The 20260-nt window shown below is 37.4% G+C and carries 17 protein-coding genes; 11 read left to right on the top strand and 6 right to left on the bottom strand.

What is annotated here, in order from left to right:
• The first annotated feature begins 304 nt into the window (after positions 1–304).
• The gene (locus JOC48_RS17305; protein ID WP_204501674.1) at positions 305–2245 is read left to right on the top strand and encodes a fructose-1,6-bisphosphatase; all 1941 of its coding nucleotides are present in this window, start codon (positions 305–307) and stop codon (positions 2243–2245) included.
• A 101-nt stretch (positions 2246–2346) separates the two neighbouring features.
• Here the strand turns inward: JOC48_RS17305 and JOC48_RS17310 are convergent, their stop codons facing one another.
• Positions 2347–3183: a helix-turn-helix domain-containing protein gene (locus tag JOC48_RS17310; protein WP_338024343.1), complete on the bottom strand. Its 837-nt coding sequence runs from the start codon at positions 3181–3183 to the stop codon at positions 2347–2349.
• A 164-nt stretch (positions 3184–3347) separates the two neighbouring features.
• On the opposite strand from JOC48_RS17310, the gene JOC48_RS17315 reads away from it, so the two are divergent.
• Positions 3348–4745 carry a family 4 glycosyl hydrolase gene (locus tag JOC48_RS17315; protein ID WP_204501717.1) on the top strand — a complete coding sequence of 466 codons (1398 nt, stop codon included), beginning with the start codon at positions 3348–3350 and terminating at the stop codon, positions 4743–4745.
• An 89-nt stretch (positions 4746–4834) separates the two neighbouring features.
• On the opposite strand, the gene betB is transcribed toward JOC48_RS17315, so the two are convergent.
• The 4 genes from betB to JOC48_RS17335 all read right to left on the bottom strand — a co-directional run bounded on the left by betB (position 4835) and on the right by JOC48_RS17335 (position 9009).
• On the bottom strand, positions 4835–6304 hold the full coding sequence (gene betB, locus JOC48_RS17320; protein ID WP_204501676.1) for a betaine-aldehyde dehydrogenase: 1470 nt from the start codon (positions 6302–6304) through the stop codon (positions 4835–4837).
• Positions 6305–6559: 255 nt separating this feature from the next.
• Positions 6560–7561, bottom strand: coding sequence for an NAD(P)/FAD-dependent oxidoreductase (locus tag JOC48_RS17325; RefSeq protein WP_204501677.1), 1002 nt, complete (start codon positions 7559–7561; stop codon positions 6560–6562).
• A gap of 21 nt (positions 7562–7582) precedes the next feature.
• Positions 7583–7942, bottom strand: a complete 360-nt coding sequence (locus JOC48_RS17330; RefSeq protein ID WP_204501678.1) for a Rieske (2Fe-2S) protein — start codon at positions 7940–7942, stop codon at positions 7583–7585.
• Between the two features lie 11 nt (positions 7943–7953).
• Positions 7954–9009: an amidohydrolase family protein gene (locus JOC48_RS17335; protein WP_204501679.1), complete on the bottom strand. Its 1056-nt coding sequence runs from the start codon at positions 9007–9009 to the stop codon at positions 7954–7956.
• 263 nt (positions 9010–9272) lie between these two features.
• Here JOC48_RS17335 and JOC48_RS17340 point away from each other — a divergent pair, with 263 nt between their 5' ends.
• From JOC48_RS17340 to JOC48_RS17350, 3 genes are all read left to right on the top strand, one after another.
• Positions 9273–9524, top strand: a complete 252-nt coding sequence (locus JOC48_RS17340) for an HPr family phosphocarrier protein (RefSeq protein ID WP_204501680.1) — start codon at positions 9273–9275, stop codon at positions 9522–9524.
• Positions 9525–9759: 235 nt separating this feature from the next.
• A complete protein-coding gene (locus tag JOC48_RS17345; protein WP_204501681.1) occupies positions 9760–10218 on the top strand; it encodes a hypothetical protein in 459 nt (152 codons plus the stop codon).
• Between the two features lie 189 nt (positions 10219–10407).
• Positions 10408–10587, top strand: a complete 180-nt coding sequence (locus JOC48_RS17350; RefSeq protein WP_204501682.1) for a hypothetical protein — start codon at positions 10408–10410, stop codon at positions 10585–10587.
• 256 nt (positions 10588–10843) lie between these two features.
• Here the strand turns inward: JOC48_RS17350 and JOC48_RS17355 are convergent, their stop codons facing one another.
• A complete protein-coding gene (locus JOC48_RS17355; protein ID WP_204501683.1) occupies positions 10844–11695 on the bottom strand; it encodes a DegV family protein in 852 nt (283 codons plus the stop codon).
• A gap of 247 nt (positions 11696–11942) precedes the next feature.
• Between JOC48_RS17355 and JOC48_RS17360 the strand changes: the two genes are divergently transcribed.
• The 6 genes from JOC48_RS17360 (at position 11943) to JOC48_RS17385 (ending at position 20122) form a co-directional block, all read left to right on the top strand.
• Positions 11943–12971, top strand: coding sequence for a LacI family DNA-binding transcriptional regulator (locus tag JOC48_RS17360; RefSeq protein ID WP_204501684.1), 1029 nt, complete (start codon positions 11943–11945; stop codon positions 12969–12971).
• A 305-nt stretch (positions 12972–13276) separates the two neighbouring features.
• Positions 13277–14530, top strand: a complete 1254-nt coding sequence (locus JOC48_RS17365; RefSeq protein WP_204501685.1) for an extracellular solute-binding protein — start codon at positions 13277–13279, stop codon at positions 14528–14530.
• Positions 14531–14615: 85 nt separating this feature from the next.
• Positions 14616–15899 (top strand): sugar ABC transporter permease, encoded by a 1284-nt coding sequence (locus JOC48_RS17370; RefSeq protein ID WP_204501686.1) that lies wholly within the window; start codon positions 14616–14618, stop codon positions 15897–15899.
• Positions 15899–16741, top strand: a complete 843-nt coding sequence (locus tag JOC48_RS17375) for a sugar ABC transporter permease (RefSeq protein WP_204501687.1) — start codon at positions 15899–15901, stop codon at positions 16739–16741. The genes JOC48_RS17370 and JOC48_RS17375 overlap by 1 nt, the downstream gene beginning before the upstream one ends.
• Positions 16742–16873: 132 nt before the next feature.
• Positions 16874–19255, top strand: coding sequence for a glycoside hydrolase family 31 protein (locus JOC48_RS17380; protein WP_204501688.1), 2382 nt, complete (start codon positions 16874–16876; stop codon positions 19253–19255).
• A 510-nt stretch (positions 19256–19765) separates the two neighbouring features.
• Complete coding sequence (locus JOC48_RS17385) at positions 19766–20122, top strand: hypothetical protein (RefSeq protein ID WP_204501689.1); 357 nt, start codon at positions 19766–19768, stop codon at positions 20120–20122.
• The last annotated feature ends 138 nt before the right edge of the window (positions 20123–20260 follow it).

A 20260-nucleotide genomic window follows, 5' to 3' on the forward strand; every position in this document is an offset into this window, starting at 1 on the left:
TGTCAACTCTATTATACCAAATGTTGGGGGATTTTCTTTTTCTTTTTGTATTTTTATCATTTTACATATTTTAGGAAACGTTTTTCAGTAGTCTCGACCTGTCCCCGTGTCCCAGTAACGTTCTCTACTACGGTAGGGAGCGTTTTTTTGCTTCATTGAGTATAGAAAACATTGTACATCATCCTATGTTATACTGATTGAAAGTTCGAAAAATTGGTCATCTATAGAAGATTATTGCATGTTTAAATAAAACGCTTTATTTTTCAAATTTGCAGAATAAAATGAATTATGGGGGATTCGAGAAATGGATACGAACTACTTAGATCTACTTGCAGAAATATATGATAGTGAGAGTAAAGTTGTTACCGAAATTATTAATCTTGAGGCTATTTTAAATTTACCAAAAGGCACAGAGCATTTTGTCAGCGATCTCCATGGAGAATATCATGCATTCCAACATGTGTTAAGAAATGGATCGGGAAATGTGAAGGCCAAAATTAAAGCTCTGTTTAAAGAAGAACTGTCTGATAAAGAAATAAATGAATTTGCTACACTCGTCTATTATCCAGAAGAGAAATTGAAGCTTATGAAAAACGAAATGGACAATGATCAATCGCTAAATAAATGGTACACAGAAACGATTGAACGAATGGTAAAATTAGTTCTTTTTGCCTCATCAAAGTACACCCGAACAAAAGTGCGGAAAGCTTTGCCAAGTCAGTTTGTTTATGTTATTGAAGAGCTGTTGTATAAAACGGATGAGTTGTCCAATAAGAAAAAGTATTATGACAAAATTGTTCAGCGAATTATTTCACTGGGGCAGGTGGAAAAGCTTATTACTGGCCTAGCCTATACGATTCAGCGGCTAGTTGTCGATCATCTTCATGTTGTAGGGGATGTCTATGATCGTGGTCCTGAGCCAGATAAGATCATGGATACACTGATCAATTACCATTCCGTTGATATTCAATGGGGGAACCATGATGTACTCTGGATTGGTGCCTATTCTGGGTCAAAGGTTTGTCTGGCTAATCTTATTCGGATCTGTGCTCGATACGATAACCTTGACATCATTGAAGATGTTTATGGCATCAATCTTAGACCCCTTCTTAATCTGGCAGAAAAATACTATGAAGATAACCCGGCTTTTCGACCAAAAAGTAATGCGTCCGGAAAAAATATTTTTGATAATGAACAGTTGCAAATAACGAAAATTCATCAAGCGATTACCATGATTCAATTCAAACTAGAAATGCCAATTATTAATAGACGACCGGAGTTCAACATGTCACGTAGGCTTGTGCTTGAGAACATCGATTATGAACAAAAAATAGCTATGCTTTATGGAAAAGAGTACCCATTGGAAAATACTTGTTTTGTTACGGTGAACCCAGATCAGCCCGACCAGCTGCTTGAGGAAGAAGAACAAGTCATGAATAAACTGCTGTTTGCTTTTCAACATTCGGAAAAATTAGCAAGACATATGAATTTTTTCATGAAGAAAGGCAGTCTCTATTTAAAGTACAATGGGAACTTACTCATTCATGGATGCATTCCGTTGAATGAAGACGGAACGATGAAGCAAATGGTAATCAAAGATAAGATCTATGCTGGAAGAGAGTTACTCGATATTTTTGAGCACTATTTACGATACAGCTTTGCACATCCTGAACAGACCGATGACCTTGCAACTGACATGGTTTGGTATTTGTGGACTGGCGAAAACTCCTCGCTTTTCGGTAAAAAAGAGATGACGACATTTGAAAGGTACTTTATTAAAGATAAGAAAGCGCATGTAGAAGAGAAGAACCCTTATTACTATTTGCGTGAGGACGAGGAAGCTTGTAGAGAAATGTTAAAGGAATTCGATCTCGATCCTGATCAGGGGCATATTATTAATGGGCACACACCTGTTAAAGAAAAAAGTGGAGAAAATCCTATCAAAGCAAATGGGAAGATGATGGTGATTGATGGTGGATTTTCAGAGGCTTACCAATCTACAACTGGAATTGCAGGTTACACGCTTTTATATAACTCCTTCGGGATGCAGCTTGTCGCCCATAAGAAATTTACATCAAAAGAAGATGTTCTTATGAATGGTACAGATGTATTATCGATTAAACGAGTAGTGGATGAAGAGTTGGAAAGAAAAATGGTGATGGAAACCAATATTGGAGAGGAAATATTGAAACAGATATCCGCCTTAAAACAGTTAATGGAATACCGTTATCAGATTAATCAGTAATGGGACAGAGGGACAGGCTCCTCGTCCCACCTGTCCTCCCACAGTGGACAAATGTCCACAAGAGGGGTCAGACCCCTTAGTGAGACCCCTTAGTGGTGAAATTACCAAATAAACTGTGATGGTGGTACTTTGTAATATTTCTTAAATGCTTTTGAGAAGCTGTATGGATCAGGGTATCCGAGCATCCCTGCGATTTGTTGAACGGAATAACTTTTGCTCTGCAACAAATCACGGGCACGATTCATTTTCAGCTGATAGATGTAACGACCTGGTGTAACGCCCAAGGCTTGTTTAAAGTAAAAAATGAAATATTTTTCCGACATACCTGCTGTCGTTGCAAGTTCCCGAACGCGGAGCGGTTGATGCAGATTATTTTGGATAAAATCGAAGACGGGCTGCAGTGTCTGTAGATTCATCGTTTTCTTGCGATTGGGAGTATGCTGTAAAAAATCCCCTTGATATTGCCCAAGTCCATAACGTTCCATAATCTTGGCGAGTAGAATTGTAAGACAACCCTTCAATCGGAAGCCTGACATCGGGGCGTTACGTTTATATTGATCATACGTATTTAAGAACAAGCGGATTTCCTCTTGGACAAGCGTGCCTGTAATAACTCCTGGAAGCTGAAAATTATCTAGAATTTCATGGTGATCCCCAAGTCCAAAATCAAAATGTGTAAAAATAAATCTACAACCAGCACCTAGGCTTGTTGCCGTATAGGCCACCTTTGGACTGAAAAGAATTAAATCTCCTTCTTGTGCGAGATGCACTTTTTCGTGAATACGGATTTCTATTTGCCCTTCTTGAACATACCATAAGTCATAATCCTTATGGTTTTTGCTTTCTACCCAATCACTTGGATGAGTAATTTCACTGCAAGCATTTATTCGAAGCATGACAAGCTCAGATAGCTCATTAAAAATATTCAAATTATCCACGGTAACCAACTCCGTACTTTTAGACATATTAACTATTTACTATTGTAACAAAAGGATATTGAAAGAAGGAGAAATCTTACTAAATGACATGAAAAGCTAACTTCCCTACATTTTAATATCTGAGTCTTACCATATAATTGATATAAGAATAAGGGTAGGAGGAGATTATTATAACTAATTATCAACCAAAAGTAGTTGTGTTAGGAGCCGGAAGTTTGTTCTTTGGTCGACAGTGTATTTGGCAGATGGTTCATTCCGAGTATTTAAACAAAGGTACGCTTTCCTTGGTAGATACTAACGAAGAGCGTTTAAATAAGCTGGTGAAGCTTGCCAGAATGGTAGTCGAAGCCAATAATGTAGATTTAAAGATTGAGGGGTCGGTTGATCGAAAGGAAGTACTTGAGGATGCTGATTTTGTCGTACTTAGCTTCGCCGATGATACGGTAAAGTATAGAGGGATTGATTGCGAGATTTCCGAAAAGTATGGAATAAGAATGTGCTCAGGAGATACAATCGGTCCTGGTGGAATTTTCCGGGCGATGCGTGAGCTTCCTACAATTATGGAATGTGCAAGGGATATTGAGGAAATTTGTCCAGAGGCATGGGTGATTAATTATATTAACCCGTCCACTGTCAATGGAATGGCGTTAAAGCGATATGCGCCGAATTTAAAGACTTTTGCTCTGTGTGATTCGCACCATATGCCCCATAAGAAAATTATTTATGCAAAACGGGCAGGGATTATTGAAAATGAAAACGAATACACAGAGGAGGTGGACCGTAAATTCGATCTACGTATTGCCGGGGTAAACCATTTTACTTGGCTGCTAAAAGCGGAGTATGAAGGAAAGGATGTCCTTCCTGAGATTGCTGAATCACTTAGGCGTTCAGCGGAGACAGAAACGGTAGGCGGCGATACAGGAGCCAAGGCACTTTTCAATGATGCGATCAGCTATCAATTGTATGACATCTTTGGGTATGTTCCAACCTGTACGGCCCATACGAAGGAGTACGTCCCTTATTGGCAAGGACTCGGCAAACTGGAAGATGACATTCCGCCGTTATCCATTTGGGAAACGGAAGACCGGTACAAACGCCATGAGGAGATGTGGCAGCAGATAGACAGTTTCTTAAGCGGTGAAACACCGATCGAGGAGTATATGACATCATTCGGTCCAGACCATGCGACAGATATTATTGAAAATATGGTAGGGGGATTACGCAAACCGTTCTACATTAACACCTTCAACCAAGGTGCGGTAACAAATATGAACGACGATGCCTTCTTAGAACTGTTGTGTGAGGTTACGATGGATGGGGTGAAGCCGTTACCTGTTGGCGAGATGCCTCGCGGGATTCGCGGTATGCAGGAAGTCGTACTGGATACGCATGAATTGACGGCTGAAGCGGTTGTTGAAGGCGACCGCAAGAAGCTTAGAAGGGCGATGTTGACAGACCCTCTAGTCAACTCAATTGCTGATGCAGACCAAATCATCGATGAACTTCTAGAGTTGGAGAAGAATATTATTCCTGAGCATTGGTATGAAAAAAGTCTTACGTAGTTAAAGAGAAGTTATTTACAAAAGGGTCAGGTACCATAAATAGACATTTGTCCATTTGCGGTGCCTGACCCCTTATTATGAAACAAGTATTAGAACCAATCAAACGGCTCCGGTTTTAAGTTGTGGTAAATGTGCTTCGTTTCAATGTACTCTTCTAATCCAGGTTTTCCAAGTTCACGTCCAATACCGGATTGTTTATAACCGCCCCATGGTGCGTGAGGGAAGTAAAGGTTAAACTCATTTATCCAAACGGTACCCATGCGCATTTTTGCTGCACAGCGTTCTGCTTTTACTGTGTCATTTGTCCAAACACCACCAGCTAGTCCATAAATAGAATCATTTGCAAGTTTGATCGCTTCTTCCTCTGTTTTAAACGTCTCTACGGTAATGATTGGACCGAATGCTTCCTCTTGAACTATGCTCATATTGGTTGTGCAATTGGTGAAAATAGTAGGTAAATAGAAAAAACCATTTTGTAGCTTCGGGTCTTCTGGGCGCTTACCGCCGACTACAAGTGTTGCGCCTTCTTTTTTCCCTGTTTCTACATATTTTTCTACTTTTTCCCGATGCTCAGCAGAGATAAGTGGGCCCATTTGGGTTTCTTCATCGAAACCACTGCCGATTTTAATCTTTTTGACACGTTCTATTAACGTTTCTATAAACTGATCATGAATACTTTCTTCTATAATAAGTCTTGTACCAGCTGAACAAACTTGTCCGGCATGGAAGAATACGGCATTCATTGCTTGATCAATAGCGATATTAAAGTCTGCATCTGCAAATACAACGTTAGGATTTTTTCCGCCAAGCTCAAGTGAAATTTTTTTAACGTTAACACTAGCTGCTTGCATAATTTTCTTTCCAGTTTCAATTCCACCAGTAAAAGATATTAAATCAACATCTGTATTATTAGAAAGTTCCGCACCAATGGTATGACCTGGTCCCAACACAAGATTAGCTACACCAGCAGGAACCCCTGCTTTTTCCATTAATTCAAATGTTTTAATGGTTGTCAGTGGTGTAATCTCACTCGGTTTCATTATTAGCGTGTTTCCAGCGGCCAAGGCAGGTGCTAGTTTCCATGATGCCTGTAGTAATGGGTAGTTCCATGGTGTAATTTGTCCACATACGCCAACCGGCTCATGAACCACTTTACTTATAGAATTTGGGAATGGAGAATCAATGATTTCTCCACCATCTTTATCAGCAATTTCAGAATAATAACGAAAAACTTCAGCAATACCATCCATATCCCAGCGACTTTCTTCTAATGTTTTACCAGTATCTAGTGATTCGAGATTCGCTAATTCTTCTTTATCTCTTTCAATTAATTCAGCGATTTTACGAACGATTGCTGCTCGTTCAGGTGCGGGTGTTGTTGCCCAATCCCCCTGATCAAATGCCTTTCTCGCTGCAGCAATGGCTGCTTTAGCATCTGATTCATCACCTTCAGCAACTTCTGCTATAGGCTCTTGATTGGTTGGATTGATAATGGTGCGTGACTGACCATTAGTGGCTTCACGCCATTGGCCATCGATGAACATTTTTTTTAGTTTCATACAGTACTTTCCTCCTTTTAATAACTGTAACCAATGTAGGTAGCTGGTTGAATAGCTATCGAACCCAGGGCTGACGGGGCTACAGCTACAATATTAGGATAATCTCTTTGTCATTCACGTTCGTTTATATGTTAGTTCCTTCTCGATATGAGGGATGATGAGGAAGTGGGCTATTTTTAATAAAAGTTAGAAAAAATTGCGACTTTCAGATAGTTTCCACTTGCTTCATTATTGCCTTTATCTGTGCAATCAATTTTAAGCGCCGCCTAGCACTCTTGTACTATGTGGTGGCTGAACCCTTGCTTTCGGATCAATGTAATGCTTGGCCTGACTAATCGCAGTTGGTGCTTCACCAAAACCGGATGCAATTAGCTTTACTTTGCCAGCGTGTGTCGTTATATCACCGGCAGCATAAATCCCTAAGATATTCGTTTCCGTTTTTTCGTTTACCACAATTGAATTTTTCTCCAATTCTAATCCCCACTCTCTAATTGCACCAAGGTCGGAAAGAAATCCATGGTTGACAATTAAAGCGTCCACTTCTAGGGTTTCGGTTGCATCGCCTTTGTTTTCTTTAATCACGACCTTTTCAATAAAGCCGTCTTGACCAATTAAATCGTCGATAACCATCGGTGTTTTAATCTGAACGCGGGATTCTTTCAATTGATTGACACTGTGTTCATGTGCTCTAAACTGATCACGACGATGGACAAGGGTAACTTCATCCGCAATCTCTTCTAGCATTAATGCCCAATCGACAGCAGAATCTCCTCCGCCTGCAACGCAGACTTTTTTTCCTTTAAACGATTGAAGGTCGGTAATTGAATAGAGAAGGTTATTTCCTTCGTATTCGCTAGCTGCCGCATGTTTTAAACGGCGAGGTTGAAAGGCTCCCGCTCCCCCCGTAATAATCACTGTTTTTCCGTAATGGACTTCTTTTGTTGTCGTTACTTTAAATAGATGCTCATCTGATTTTTTAACCGATTGAACGTTTTCCTCAAGGCATATTTCAGGACCGAATTGATTCGCTTGTTCTTCTAGTTGATTGACTAAATCTTTCGCTAATACCTTTGGAAAACCGGCTACATCATAAATGTATTTTTCCGGATACAGTGCCATTAATTGGCCACCTACTTGCGGTAGGCTGTCGATGACTTTGACAGACATTTCACGCATACCTCCGTAAAAGGCAGCAAATAGGCCAGTAGGACCGGCTCCGATAATGATCGTGTCAACAACGTTGTCATGTTGATTCATTATTTTCACCCTCTTGTTTAATTACTTGTATACAATGACATCCTCGTCTTCTACCCTTACTTTATAGTTAGGCAGCTTTTTCTCAGGATTAGCTAACATTCTACCTTCATTTTTTATATCGAATTCTCTACCATGCCATGGGCAACGAATAATTTCCCCGTTTCGGCGATAATGATATTCACCTGGTTTACTTGTATCAATCGTTGCTCCACACATTATTCCTTTATCAAGTGGAGCCCCCTGATGGGTACATTGGTTTAAAAAGGCATAAAACTCCCCATCCAGTGTTCGGCAAACTAATACATTTTGCTTTCCAAAATTTGTCGCCTTCATTTCGCCAGGATCAATGTCTGTTGTTTTACATACGACTTGTTCTTTCATCTTTAACCCTCCTACGGTAGCTTTGGATAAAATGCTTTTGCGTTGTCGGCGAAAATTTTCTGTTTGAGTTCTGGATCCATATTCGGTAATGCACGTGTTGGTGAATCGTAGTCCCAGTGTGGATAGTCCGTAGAGAAGCAAAGGATTTCATCGGTCCCCATTTGTTCAATAAGAGACATAAACTCTTGTTTTGTTAGTTCCTCTGCTGGTTGAGTGGTTACTCGTATTTGTTTTTTAAAAATGTCACTTGGCTTCCTTTTTAACCAAGGTACTTCATGGCGCAAGTCTCGGTATTGCTGATCCATTTTCCACATGATATGTGGCACCCAAGTAAAGCCACCTTCAATCATCATTAGCCCGAGGTTAGGGAACTTATCAAACACACCATTAAAAACCATGTTAGTAATTTGCTTTATATGAGCAGTAGGAATTAATGTGTGCCACTCAATAAAATATCTTGGCCATTTGCCATAATAGATAGGCGGCTCATTATGGTGCATCCCAATCATTAAATGATGTTTTTCAGCTGCTTCAAATATCGGATGATAGAACGGATCACCCCACATAATGTCATCAATCGGCAGTAAAACCTGTACCATTTTTGGATGGGACCCAACTCTTTCAATTTCCTTCACAGCCGCTTTCGGATCTTGTGCAGCAATATGAACAGAACCATATAAACGGTCATCTTTTTCTAACCATTCTTTAATTTGCCAATTATTATAGGCAGATGCTAAAGCAATCGCCATCTCATACCAACCATGCATGGACGAAGGAGATGGATCTAATGCACTCGTTAAAATGCCGTATTCATGACCGATTTCGTCAAGTAGTTGTTCTTGCATAAATCCTAAGTCAGACCCCGCAGGACGGCCATCAGGAAGGATAGCGTCAGCTCGATCCACACCTGCTACTGCCGGCTGGGTATAAGGCATGTGCTTTTCCTGTATCCAATGACAATTTTCAATATAATGTTTAAAAGGCTCATCAAGGTATTCGAGGATATCCTTGTATTGCACACGTTCGTGAATGTCAGTATCTACTAATCGAATTTGATTTTTAGCCAAAGTGTATTCCTCCAATTAGGTGATTTTTTAAAGATAATTTTATTGTGTATTAGCGCCTGCTGAGTGAAATTGAATGGTAATTGATAACTAACGATAGGTTGTCTTTTTATTATTACTTTATACATTTTTTGGTTACTTGTGGTGTGAATTCGATGGTTGTGGTGATTGGATTAGTGATTAATCTGGAGTACTTGTTACGATGATCAGATTTTGGAATGTTCATCTATATTTACCAATAAAATATAGGGTAAGGAGATGATCATATGTACGTTAAAGAAATTAAAGTGAATCGATTTATGAATACACATGATATTGTAGAGCTTACGAATTTGGCAAGTAAATTTGAAAGTGATATCACGCTAGAATTCAAACATTATAAGATTGATGTGAAAAGTATTTTGGGATTGCTTTCTCTTTACCTTGATAAAGGATTGGAAGTTTCGATTATTACCAAAGGTGATGATGATAGAGAGGCTATGATAGCGATAAGTCATTTTTTTGAAGGTGCAAAGTAAGACCGGTTTGTGAGTAGCTGGCGACTGTTTTTGTGCGGATAACAAAAATTCAAATTTACTAACGGCTAGCGTTGGTCCTGGAAGGGATGACGCTCCTTTGTTTGATTAACAAAGGATACTGGGGAAATGTTGGGATTCAGAAAAAACTGAAACTATCATTCAACATAAATTTTAAAAGAGTTGTCCTATTTTCCTACTAGACTTCATAGAGTAGAAGTAGGAGGTGTTGATTTTGGTGAAATATGGTAAAGAAATTTTTCAGGATAACACCACACAACTAATGACCATTATTGTTAGTTTAGCATTAGCTATTGTTGCTAAAAAATTAGCTGGGGATATAGCAAATATGTCTTTACTAGCATTTATCATGGAAGGTTATACCTTGATTGATCGTAGTGGACATTTGAGTATTCACCGAAATGTGTTGTTACCTTTCCTCATGTATTTTCTTTCCTGTGCATTTCTACTTTGGATGGGGGTTACCAATTTGGTGACGTGTAACGAAAGGCATGACAAGTCTTTTGTACTTTTAAAAATATTATTAGGGTACCTACAACTTGTATTATTTGGAATGCTCTTAGTTATTTCAGGTATGCTATTTGTTTATTTTATGGTATTGGCATTCATAACCATCATTTTAACTGCTGTTCTCAACTTTGCAACATCTTTTCATGAAGTGCCGAAAAACACATAAATCGTGCGCCATTTAATGTTCAACACAAGATGTACTATATAAATTGATACGAGATGAGAAGATGAAGTAGAAAAATGATGTAAATCTTTACAATCTAGTGACAATCAGTCGAAAGTGTTGAAAACGCTTTCTGTAATTGTTATTATAATTGTACAAACGATTTCATTGCAAAAAGGGTGAAAAAACATCATGAAACAATACATCTTCCTATTAAAATGTCCTGTAGGTTCAAAAGAAATTAAAATTGAAACCGATGGAATGCTTGATGCATTGACACAAGCGAAAGAATATCTAAAAAAAACGACGATGGAAACATCTTATAAAGTAGATATACAATATAAAGGGACAGTATATTCAAATCAGGTGTAGGATAAGAAGCAAGGGGTGAACATGTGCCTCTTGCTTTTATGTGTGCTTAACTTTGGCACAGGCTAAAAGTACGATTTCATTTTCTGTTGCTTACAGTGATAAAACCAGGGGCATTTCTTCAAGAAGGAGAAGTGCTCTTTTTATAGAACGCTTAAAATCAATAGGCAGGTTAATAAAATACGTAAGCACCAGAGAATCCGTTCTAGTGGATCACATTAGCTAAATAGGAACCACTAGAACCTTCCCTTTGGTTTCCTTATACTTCTAATCCAGCAATCCCGAAGCCGCCTGGTCCTGCGTGAGTGGAAATCACTGCCCCAGCTTGTATCCAGCTTACATGTTTGAAACCAGCTTCTTTTGCAATTTCACCCATCCGATGTTTGATCTTTTCATCAAGTCCGAGCGAGTATATCAAATAAAGTTTTTCTCGATCAATGTTATATTGCTCTAAATAATCACGCATAAGTTTTTCAGTAACGGAACTCATTTTTCCACGATACTTTTTCGTTGAAACAAGCTTTCCTTCCATCAAATCAATGCGTGGCTTTATTTTTAACAAAGACGCACCTAGATAAGCCGCATTGCTTACGCGTCCACCGGCTCTTAAGAATTCTAATTTACCGGGAACAAAAGCCAGTCTTGATTTGGGAACTTTGGATTTGATCTTTTCTACTAAGTGGGCAGGTTCAATGGTAGGTTTCTTTTCTAATAAGGTAACGGCATACATTACAATAGCAGCTAATCCACCTGTTACATTTAAAGCATCAATTAGCATAACATCATCAAAGTCTTCTGCTGCATTCACTGCATTTTGAAAAGACGAAGAAGCTTTTGACGTATAACCGATATGAACAATGGTACAATCAGGAAAATCTGTTTTGATCTTCTTGAAAAAGTGTTGATATTCATGGATATTTGTGGCTGTTGTAGAGGGTATTTGTTTTGTACGATCATAGTAGTCATATAAATCCTTTACCGGTAATGACCCATCTAAATAATCTTTTCCATCCATGACGATGTGCATCGGGACTACTTGAACATCATGCTTTTCCGCTAAATCTGTTGGTAAATCTGCTCCACTCTCAGTCGTTAAAATAATTTTTCTCAAAGTGTACCCCTTTCCTAACTCACAATTTTATGTCCTTCTATTATATTCAACTTATGCCCCCGTTTTCCTTTTTTTTGGGACAGAGGGACAGGTCCCTCGTCCCGCTGCGATTAACCACCCAATTCGGGATTGTAGTGGGGCAGCGTCTTCGCTTTCCTATTGAATAAATAGTTTTATAAAATATATTGACAATAAGAAAAAAACATAATATTATTTAATTTAGTTAACCGGTTAACCGGAGGGGAATATGAATAAAAAACCGACTATAAAAGAAGTAGCAAAGTACGCAGGAGTATCCCCTGCAACTGTTTCATATGTATTAAATGGTGTGAAAAAAGTATCTAATGAAACTAAAAAAAGGGTACTTGAAGCTGTTGATCAGTTAAATTATTATCCTGATTTTACGGCGATTAGTTTATCAAAAAGAAAATCTAATTTAATTGGCATCATGTTACCATTAATTGAAGATACACCTGCATCAGTGTTTAAAAACAATTTTTATTATACTGAATTTGTAAGCGGTGTAGAACTTGTATCCCGAAACCGTAAATTCGATACTATGATTACAGGTGTTGGAAACCCAGAGGAATGTAGACAATGGGTTAAGAAAAGGAATTTAGACGGATTGATTTTTTTAGGGTTGTTTCCAGAAAAGTTATACAATGAAATGAAAACACTAAATATCCCAATTGTACTAATTGACACGTACGAGAAGTACACCAATTTATTTAGTAATATTCAAGTGAATGATGAGTTAGGTGGATATTTAGCAGCAAGCCATCTAATTGAGTTGGGCCACAAGGATATTGCATTCATTGCAACTGATCTCAAATCAAGCCCGGTTGACGCAAAACGTTATCAAGGGTACAAGCGAGCGCTTCAAGAAACAGGAATTAAATTCAATGAAAAATTAACCTATCAAACATACGATATTACATTTGAGCATGGTAAAAAAGTTGCAGAAGAAATTCTTAAAAGTGAACAAAAACCGACTGGAATTGTAACAGTATCAGATGTTTTGGCAATAGGTATTATGAAAGCGTTGCAAATGAAACACATTCAAGTTCCTAATGATTATTCTATCGTTGGCTTTGATGATTTAAGTATTAGTGAATATACTACACCAAGTTTAACAACAGTAAGACAAGATATCTTTGAAAAAGGAAAATATGCTGCTAATTTGCTTATTAATGCAATTGAATCTGAAGATGTAGAGCACCAAACTGTTGAACTTCCGGTTGAACTTATCATCAGACAATCAACTAAAGCGTTGTAATTATAAACTGCATTTTGTTAGTACTATTATTTAAAATAGTACTATGGATTTGGGTATTTAGTTAACCGGTTAACTACAAAGGTTGTCATAGGTTTGATTTTTATTTTTTGAAAGTTTGTTATCACTATAAATAAATTAATAGTTTGTGGCTTAGGTTGTAAGCGTTTAATCACCAATACAATCTTTTCTTTTTGTGAATTTAGTTAACCGCTTAACCTTTTGAAGGAGGTGATGAACGAACGTACATGGAAGGATTTTTGTATTGAATGAAATAACAACTACCTAACATAAGGAGAGAGATTACGATGAAGAAAAATGTAATGATTTTATTTTCGTTATTACTAACTGTGCTTTTAGTTGCTTGTGGACCGGATAGAGATATGGATTCCGCACAGGGGAGCAACACAAATACAGATGAAACTGATCAACCAGAAGAGCTAATGATTTGGGCACCTGATGAACAATCGGGAGATATTGAAGAAATAGTAACAGGGTTTACAGAAGAGACTGGAATTGAAGTTGAGGTAGTTCCATTTGCTATGGATGAACAAGAAGAAGCAATGTCACTTGATGGTCCATCAGGAAATGGTCCGGATTTATTTTTCCAACCAGGGATTGGAAGTTTATCAGTGAAGGGACTAGTTCAACCGATGGAAGTTGACCAGGAAATTCTTGATACGTATTCAGAAGGTTCTGTAGAGGCTTTAAGTTATGAGGGAGAAGTATACGGTTTGCCAGCTGTAGTAGAAACACTAGCACTTTATTATAATAAAGACCTTGTTTCAGAGGCACCTGAAACAATTGCTGATTTAGAAGCTGTTGCTGAAGAGCTAACAGACGTTTCTAATGATGAATATGGCTTCCTATATCCTGCAACAGATTTCTATTTCTCATTTCCATTTATGGCAGGTTATGGAACAGATATCTTTGCGGAAGAAAACAGTGTGTTTAATATAGACGATGTTGGATTAGCAAGTGAAGAAGCAAAAAAAGGTGCAACATTGATTCAAAGTTGGTTTGAAAAAGGATACTTACCAAATGGAATTACGATGGATATTGTAGGTGGATTATTTAATGACGGTAAAGTAGGTGCAGTTATTAATGGACCTTGGGCGCTTAACGAATTTAAAGAAGCTTTAGGAGATAAATTGGGTACTGCTCCTTTGCCACAACTTGAAAATGGCGAATATCCTATCACTTTCTTAGGGACAAAAGGTTGGATGCTGTCTGCATACACTGAATATCCAGAAGAAGCTACAGAACTAGCTATCTATTTAACTAATGAAGATTCCCTGCAACAATACTTTGAAAAGACTGGTGAAATGCCGGCAAAATCATCCATTTTAAGTAGTGATGAATTCCAAAACGATCCATTGTTAACAGGTTTCGGTTCGCAATTAGAAAGAGCTCAGCCGTTTCCACCTGTACCTGCACTTTCTGCAGTTTGGGACCCAATGGCCGATGCATTGACTTTCATTACCGAGGGGGAAGATGTTGAGGAGTCTTTAGAAGATGCAGTGGAAGCAATTAAGCAAGATATTGAAATGAACTACAAGTAAAATGAAATGCTTAGATGTTATCCTTTCTTGATCAAATTAGGATAACATCTAAGATAATCTGAATAAGTAAAAGGAGCGGTGCGTAATGGAATCAAGTGGGATTCGTGCACATAGTACTAAATTAGCCACCATACTATCCATTGTGCCTGGGCTTGGTCAACTGTATAACCGCAGATATATTAAGGGTTCTATTTTCCTGCTATTATCAGCAGCCTTTTTTATTGTTTTTTATGACATTTTAAATATCGGTTATTGGGGGCTCTTCACACTAGGAGAAATTCCGACAGTTGATGACTCTCGGGTGTTATTAAGCCAAGGGATTATTGCCCTTATTTTAACTTCCTTTGCATTAACGTTTTATGTGGCAAATATGATAGACGCACGTAATGATGCAAAGAAAATACAGGAAGGCTTGCAAATTACTTCACTAAAAGAATCATTTGTAAATGCTTGGGATACGGCTTTTCCTTATATCCTTACAGGTCCTGGATTATTTTTATTAGTGTTTGTTGTTATTTTTCCATTATTATTTATGGCATTTCTCGCGTTTACTAATTATACATTAATGAATTCACCACCTAAGAATCTACTAGATTGGGTTGGATTTGATAATTTTAAAGCTTTATTAACGATACCAATTTGGAGAAATACTTTCCTTTCTGTTCTTTCTTGGACATTAGTATGGACATTTGTAGCAACTACTCTTCAAATCGCTCTTGCTATGTATCTAGCAATCATCGTCAATGATCCAAGAGTGAAAATGAAAAAATTAATTAGAACTGTCTTAATATTACCTTGGGCAGTACCTGGATTTGTAACCATTTTAATATTTACAGCTTTATTCAATGATAATTTTGGTGCGATTAATAGAGATATTTTAATTCCGCTCTTTGGTTCAGGTGTCCCTTGGTTAAGTGATCCTTTTTGGACAAGAGTAGCTTTAATCGGAATACAAACTTGGCTAGGATTCCCGTTTGTTTTTGCCCTATTTACTGGTGTTCTTCAGAGTATTTCTAAGGAATGGTATGAAGCAGCAGATATGGATGGGGCCAGTCGATTTCAAATGTTTAAATTTATAACGTTCCCACACTTAATGTTTGCTACTGCTCCTTTATTGATTATGCAGTATGCGGGTAACTTTAATAACTTTAACATCATTTACCTATTTAATCAGGGTGGTCCTGCAGTTAAGGGGCAAAATGCTGGAGGAACAGACATCTTAATTTCATGGGTGTATGATTTAACATTTGAATCAAGTCAATTCAGTATTGCAGCAGCCATTTCTCTTATATTAGGGCTGATTGTAGCTATATTTGCCTTTTTACAATTTAGAAAAACGACATCATTTAAAGAGGAGGGAAAAATGTAATGAATAGGAAAACAAGAAATGCTCTAGAATTAACCGGAATTTACGGTAGTATCCTAATTATGTTTATAGTTATTATTTATCCTCTTCTCTGGACGTTTGGATTATCGCTTAATCCAGGCTCAAGTTTGTTTGGTGCAAGTATGATTCCAGAAAATTGGTCATTTAAACATTACGTTTGGTTGTTTACAGACCCTGAAAGTGATTATTTAATTTGGTATAAAAACACGTTAATTGTTGCTTTTGCAACATCTCTTGGCTCTACTGTATTTGTATCTTTAGTTGCTTATGCATTTTCAAGATATAGCTTTTTTGGTAGAAAATACGGTATCTATGCCTTTTTATTGCTTCAAATGTTTCCTGTATTAATGGCGATGGTTGCCATCTATATTTTACTGAATCTTGTAGGATTATTAGATTCACTACTTGGCTTGATATTGATTTACGTTGGTGGATCTATTCCAATGAATGCCTTTCTCGTTAAGGGTTATTTTGATACCATCCCAAGGGAGTTAGATGAATCGGCAAGAATGGATGGCGCAGGACATTTCAGGGTTTTATTTACGATTATGCTTCCACTTGCAAAACCAATACTTGCTGTTGTGGCATTATTTAATTTTATGGCACCATTTATGGATTTTATTTTACCGAGAATTATATTGCGGAGTCCTGAAAATTATACGTTAGCATTAGGGCTTTATAATTTTGTGAATGCACAGTTTGCAAATAACTTTACGAGATTTGCTGCTGGTTCTATTTTAATTGCGGTTCCAATAGCACTAGTATTCTTAATGTTACAACGGTACTTGATTAGCGGATTAACTTCAGGGGCAACAAAAGGTTAATAGTACGAGTTCAAAAAGGAGGACAAAAATCACAAAGAATTTCAAAGTGATTTTACCGGACTTTTTGAACAACCTCTAATAGAAAAAAGATAGACCGATTGGACAAAATATTCTGCATGGAGGGGACAATTTATGCAAGATACTAGCTTTGCGATTTTACCAGAGAATGAAAATGAACGAGAGAATATCGATTACAAAAGGATTGGTTCACTTGTTTCGTATACATTAATAGAGAAAAATGAATTAGAGTTACAATGTGAAAATGGATATGTTTCGATTGTTTTTTATCGTGATGACATTGTACGTATTATGATGAACCCTAAAAAGGTACCTTCGAAAAAAACTAGTTTTGCAGTAGTGAAGGAGCCAGAAAACATTGAAGTATCAATAACTGAAAATAATGATGGAATCTTAGTTTCGAGCAGAAAGATTTCACTTGTTATAAAAAGGGATCCTGTAAGCATTTCGGTCTTTGATCAGGATGGAAATGTTATCGTGGAAGAATCAGAGCATGGTATGGGATTTAATGAGAAAAAAGAAGTCATTTGCTATAAAAAAATGGAGCAAGCTGATCACTACTATGGATTTGGTGAGAAAACAAGTTTCTTAGATAAGCGTGGCGAAAAGATGACGATGTGGAATTCAGACGTCTTTGCTCCACATAACCCCGAAATTGATGCACTTTATCAATCGATTCCTTATTTTATGACCATTCGAAATGGTATTGCTCATGGCATATTTCTGGATAATACGTCTAAAACTTTATTCGATATGAAATCATCGTCAACGTCTTATTCCTTTTCAGCTGAAGCTGGACAATTGGACTATTATGTTTTTGCTGGCCCGACGCCGAAAGCAGTTCTAGAGCAATATACAGATATTACAGGGAAAATGCCACTTCCTCCTAAATGGGCATTGGGTTATCATCAATCCCGTTATAGCTACAAAACAGAGCAAGAGGTAAGGGAATTAGTTAAAACTTTTAAAGAAAAAGAGATTCCATTGGATGCCATTTATTTAGATATACATTATATGGATGGTTATCGAGTTTTTACATTTGATGAAGAACGCTTTCCTAATCCAGAAAAATTAATGCAGGATTTAAAGGATGTCGGCATCCATGTTGTTCCAATTGTGGATCCAGGTGTAAAAGAAGACCCTGAGTACTTTGTCTATCAAGAAGGAATAAAGGGAGATCACTTTTGTAAATACATGGAAGGAAACATCTATTATGGTGATGTATGGCCAGGAAATAGTGCGTTTCCGGACTTTACAAATAGTGACGTTCGTCAATGGTGGGGGAAAAACCATAAGTTCTACACAGATTTAGGAATCGAAGGTATTTGGAATGACATGAATGAGCCAGCTGTTTTTAATGAAACAAAAACAATGGATGTTAAAGTAATGCATGATAATGAAGGCGATCCGAAAACACACCGTGAATTGCATAATTTATACGGCTTCTTAATGGGAGAGGCAACATATGAAGGGATGAAACACCAATTAAACGGTAAACGACCATTTTTATTGACTCGTGCTGGTTACGCTGGTGTCCAACGTTATGCTTCTGTTTGGACCGGGGACAATCGTAGTTTCTGGGATCACTTGCAAATGGCGCTACCAATGTGTATGAACTTAGGTGTTTCAGGTGTACCGTTCTGTGGACCGGATGTTGGAGGATTTGCCCATGATTCCAATGGTGAATTACTTGCAAGATGGACACAATTCGGTACATTTACTCCTTACTTTAGAAACCATAGTGTATTAGAGTCTATTCGGCAAGAGCCTTGGTCCTTTGGAGAAGAGTATGAGGGAGTTATTAAGACATACATTCAAGAGCGTTATGTATGGCTGCCTTATTTATACACGTTGTTCCAAGATGCAAGTGTTACAGGTGTGCCGGTAATGCGTCCGTTAGTGCTTGAATATCCAAATGATAAGAATACATTCAATTTGTCTGATCAATTTATGATCGGTTCGGATGTCATTGTTGCTCCAATCTTAACTCCAAGTACGAACCACCGTGTCGTTTACTTACCTGAAGGGAATTGGGTAAATTATTGGACTGAAGAAAAGTTAGCAGGTGGAAAACATCATCTTGTAGAAGCAGACCTTAATACGCTTCCGATCTTCATCAAAGAAGGATCAATCATTACTCTAGGTACTGTGAAAAGCTCAACGGAAACAAAAGAAAATGAGCTTACTGTTCATATTTATCCATCAGAGAACCAAACAGCTACTTTTGACTATTACGAAGATGATGGAAAATCATTTGCTTATGAAGATGGTTCTTATTTTAAGTGTACCATGGAAGCGAACTTGATAAATGATAGATTAGATATCACGACTAATATCCAACAAGACCAGTATAAACCGGAATGGGATAACGCTGTCTTTGTTATTCATGGGGTTAGTAGTGAGCTTGGAATATCAGTTAACGGAAAAGAGCAGAAAAATAGAGAATTTACAACGGATAATAGGATTAGACTTTCATTAAAGATTCAAGATTTTTAGTGGTTAGTAGTTAGAATAAATGGGGTTTCATCTATAAAAGAAAAGGGATACATAGGGACAAGGGGAACCTTGTCTCTATTTATGTGGTTCTATTGTAGTAAACTAGCTTATTAATTAATTTAATTGGTTAAATAGGAAAGCTATTTTTAAGCGGAGGAAGTCGTTTGCGATTGTAACGCCACATGTAAGCACTAAGCTAGATATTCGAGCATTTTGTAATCGGGTGTGATAGTCACCTGTCAATTACACCACCCATTTTACGATGTCTTCAATAAGAGACTTGTTATTTGTAATGCCTGCCACTTTCTACGGTTAATAGTGAAAAAGACCAATTCATTAGAATTAATCAAAAAAATTCGATTAATGTATTGACAGCTTTCCATAATTAGATTATTATATCATTAAATAAATCGAAAAAATTTGATTAATAAATCAATTTAATTTGATTTATTGTTGAAAAATTATTGTATAGGATTATCGAATTCCAAAAAATGAAAGGGGAAATGTAGAATGTTTTATCTTGTCGGTTTTTTTGTCATAACTGTAACCGTTCGTTTACTTGGATTGTTTGGATGGGCTTACTTAGATAACTGGGTCATTGCAACAAAATTTGGTGTATCATTTTCGCTTCTAGTCATGGCTATTGCTCATATTAATTTAGTAAGCTCAGACTTAAACCACCAGGTCCACCCAGCCTATCAAAACATTGCTATACTTATCATGATTGTAGGTTGGATTGAACTAATTCTATCCATTGCACTTGTTATACCTTCTATGACTAACGCTGCTTCCATGCTTATTATTTTATTATTTTTATTTGGGATGCCAGCACGAGCTTACGTAATCGGAAAAGGATATTTTTTTTAACTCTATTAATCAAAAAAAATTGATTAATAGGTTTGATCGTTATGAAATTAGAAGAATTAGCTAGCTATGCTCTGTTTCTGGGACAGTGGGACCTGTCCTTATGTCCCTAGAAACACTCTTTGTTGACATATTTTAGCA

It is taken from the genome of Aquibacillus albus (assembly GCF_016908325.1).
Lineage (GTDB): Bacteria > Bacillota > Bacilli > Bacillales > Amphibacillaceae > Aquibacillus_A > Aquibacillus_A albus.

What these genes read in the sequence shown, in the direction of transcription:
- JOC48_RS17305 (WP_204501674.1), top strand. Translation starts at nt 305, where the DNA reads ATGGATACGAACTACTTAGATCTACTTGCAGAAATATATGATAGTGAG.
- betB (WP_204501676.1), bottom strand. Translation starts at nt 6,304, where the DNA reads ATGAAACTAAAAAAAATGTTCATCGATGGCCAATGGCGTGAAGCCACT.
- JOC48_RS17325 (WP_204501677.1), bottom strand. Translation starts at nt 7,561, where the DNA reads ATGAATCAACATGACAACGTTGTTGACACGATCATTATCGGAGCCGGT.
- JOC48_RS17330 (WP_204501678.1), bottom strand. Translation starts at nt 7,942, where the DNA reads ATGAAAGAACAAGTCGTATGTAAAACAACAGACATTGATCCTGGCGAA.
- JOC48_RS17340 (WP_204501680.1), top strand. Translation starts at nt 9,273, where the DNA reads ATGTACGTTAAAGAAATTAAAGTGAATCGATTTATGAATACACATGAT.
- JOC48_RS17350 (WP_204501682.1), top strand. Translation starts at nt 10,408, where the DNA reads ATGAAACAATACATCTTCCTATTAAAATGTCCTGTAGGTTCAAAAGAA.
- JOC48_RS17360 (WP_204501684.1), top strand. Translation starts at nt 11,943, where the DNA reads ATGAATAAAAAACCGACTATAAAAGAAGTAGCAAAGTACGCAGGAGTA.
- JOC48_RS17365 (WP_204501685.1), top strand. Translation starts at nt 13,277, where the DNA reads ATGAAGAAAAATGTAATGATTTTATTTTCGTTATTACTAACTGTGCTT.
- JOC48_RS17370 (WP_204501686.1), top strand. Translation starts at nt 14,616, where the DNA reads ATGGAATCAAGTGGGATTCGTGCACATAGTACTAAATTAGCCACCATA.
- JOC48_RS17375 (WP_204501687.1), top strand. Translation starts at nt 15,899, where the DNA reads ATGAATAGGAAAACAAGAAATGCTCTAGAATTAACCGGAATTTACGGT.
- JOC48_RS17380 (WP_204501688.1), top strand. Translation starts at nt 16,874, where the DNA reads ATGCAAGATACTAGCTTTGCGATTTTACCAGAGAATGAAAATGAACGA.
- JOC48_RS17385 (WP_204501689.1), top strand. Translation starts at nt 19,766, where the DNA reads ATGTTTTATCTTGTCGGTTTTTTTGTCATAACTGTAACCGTTCGTTTA.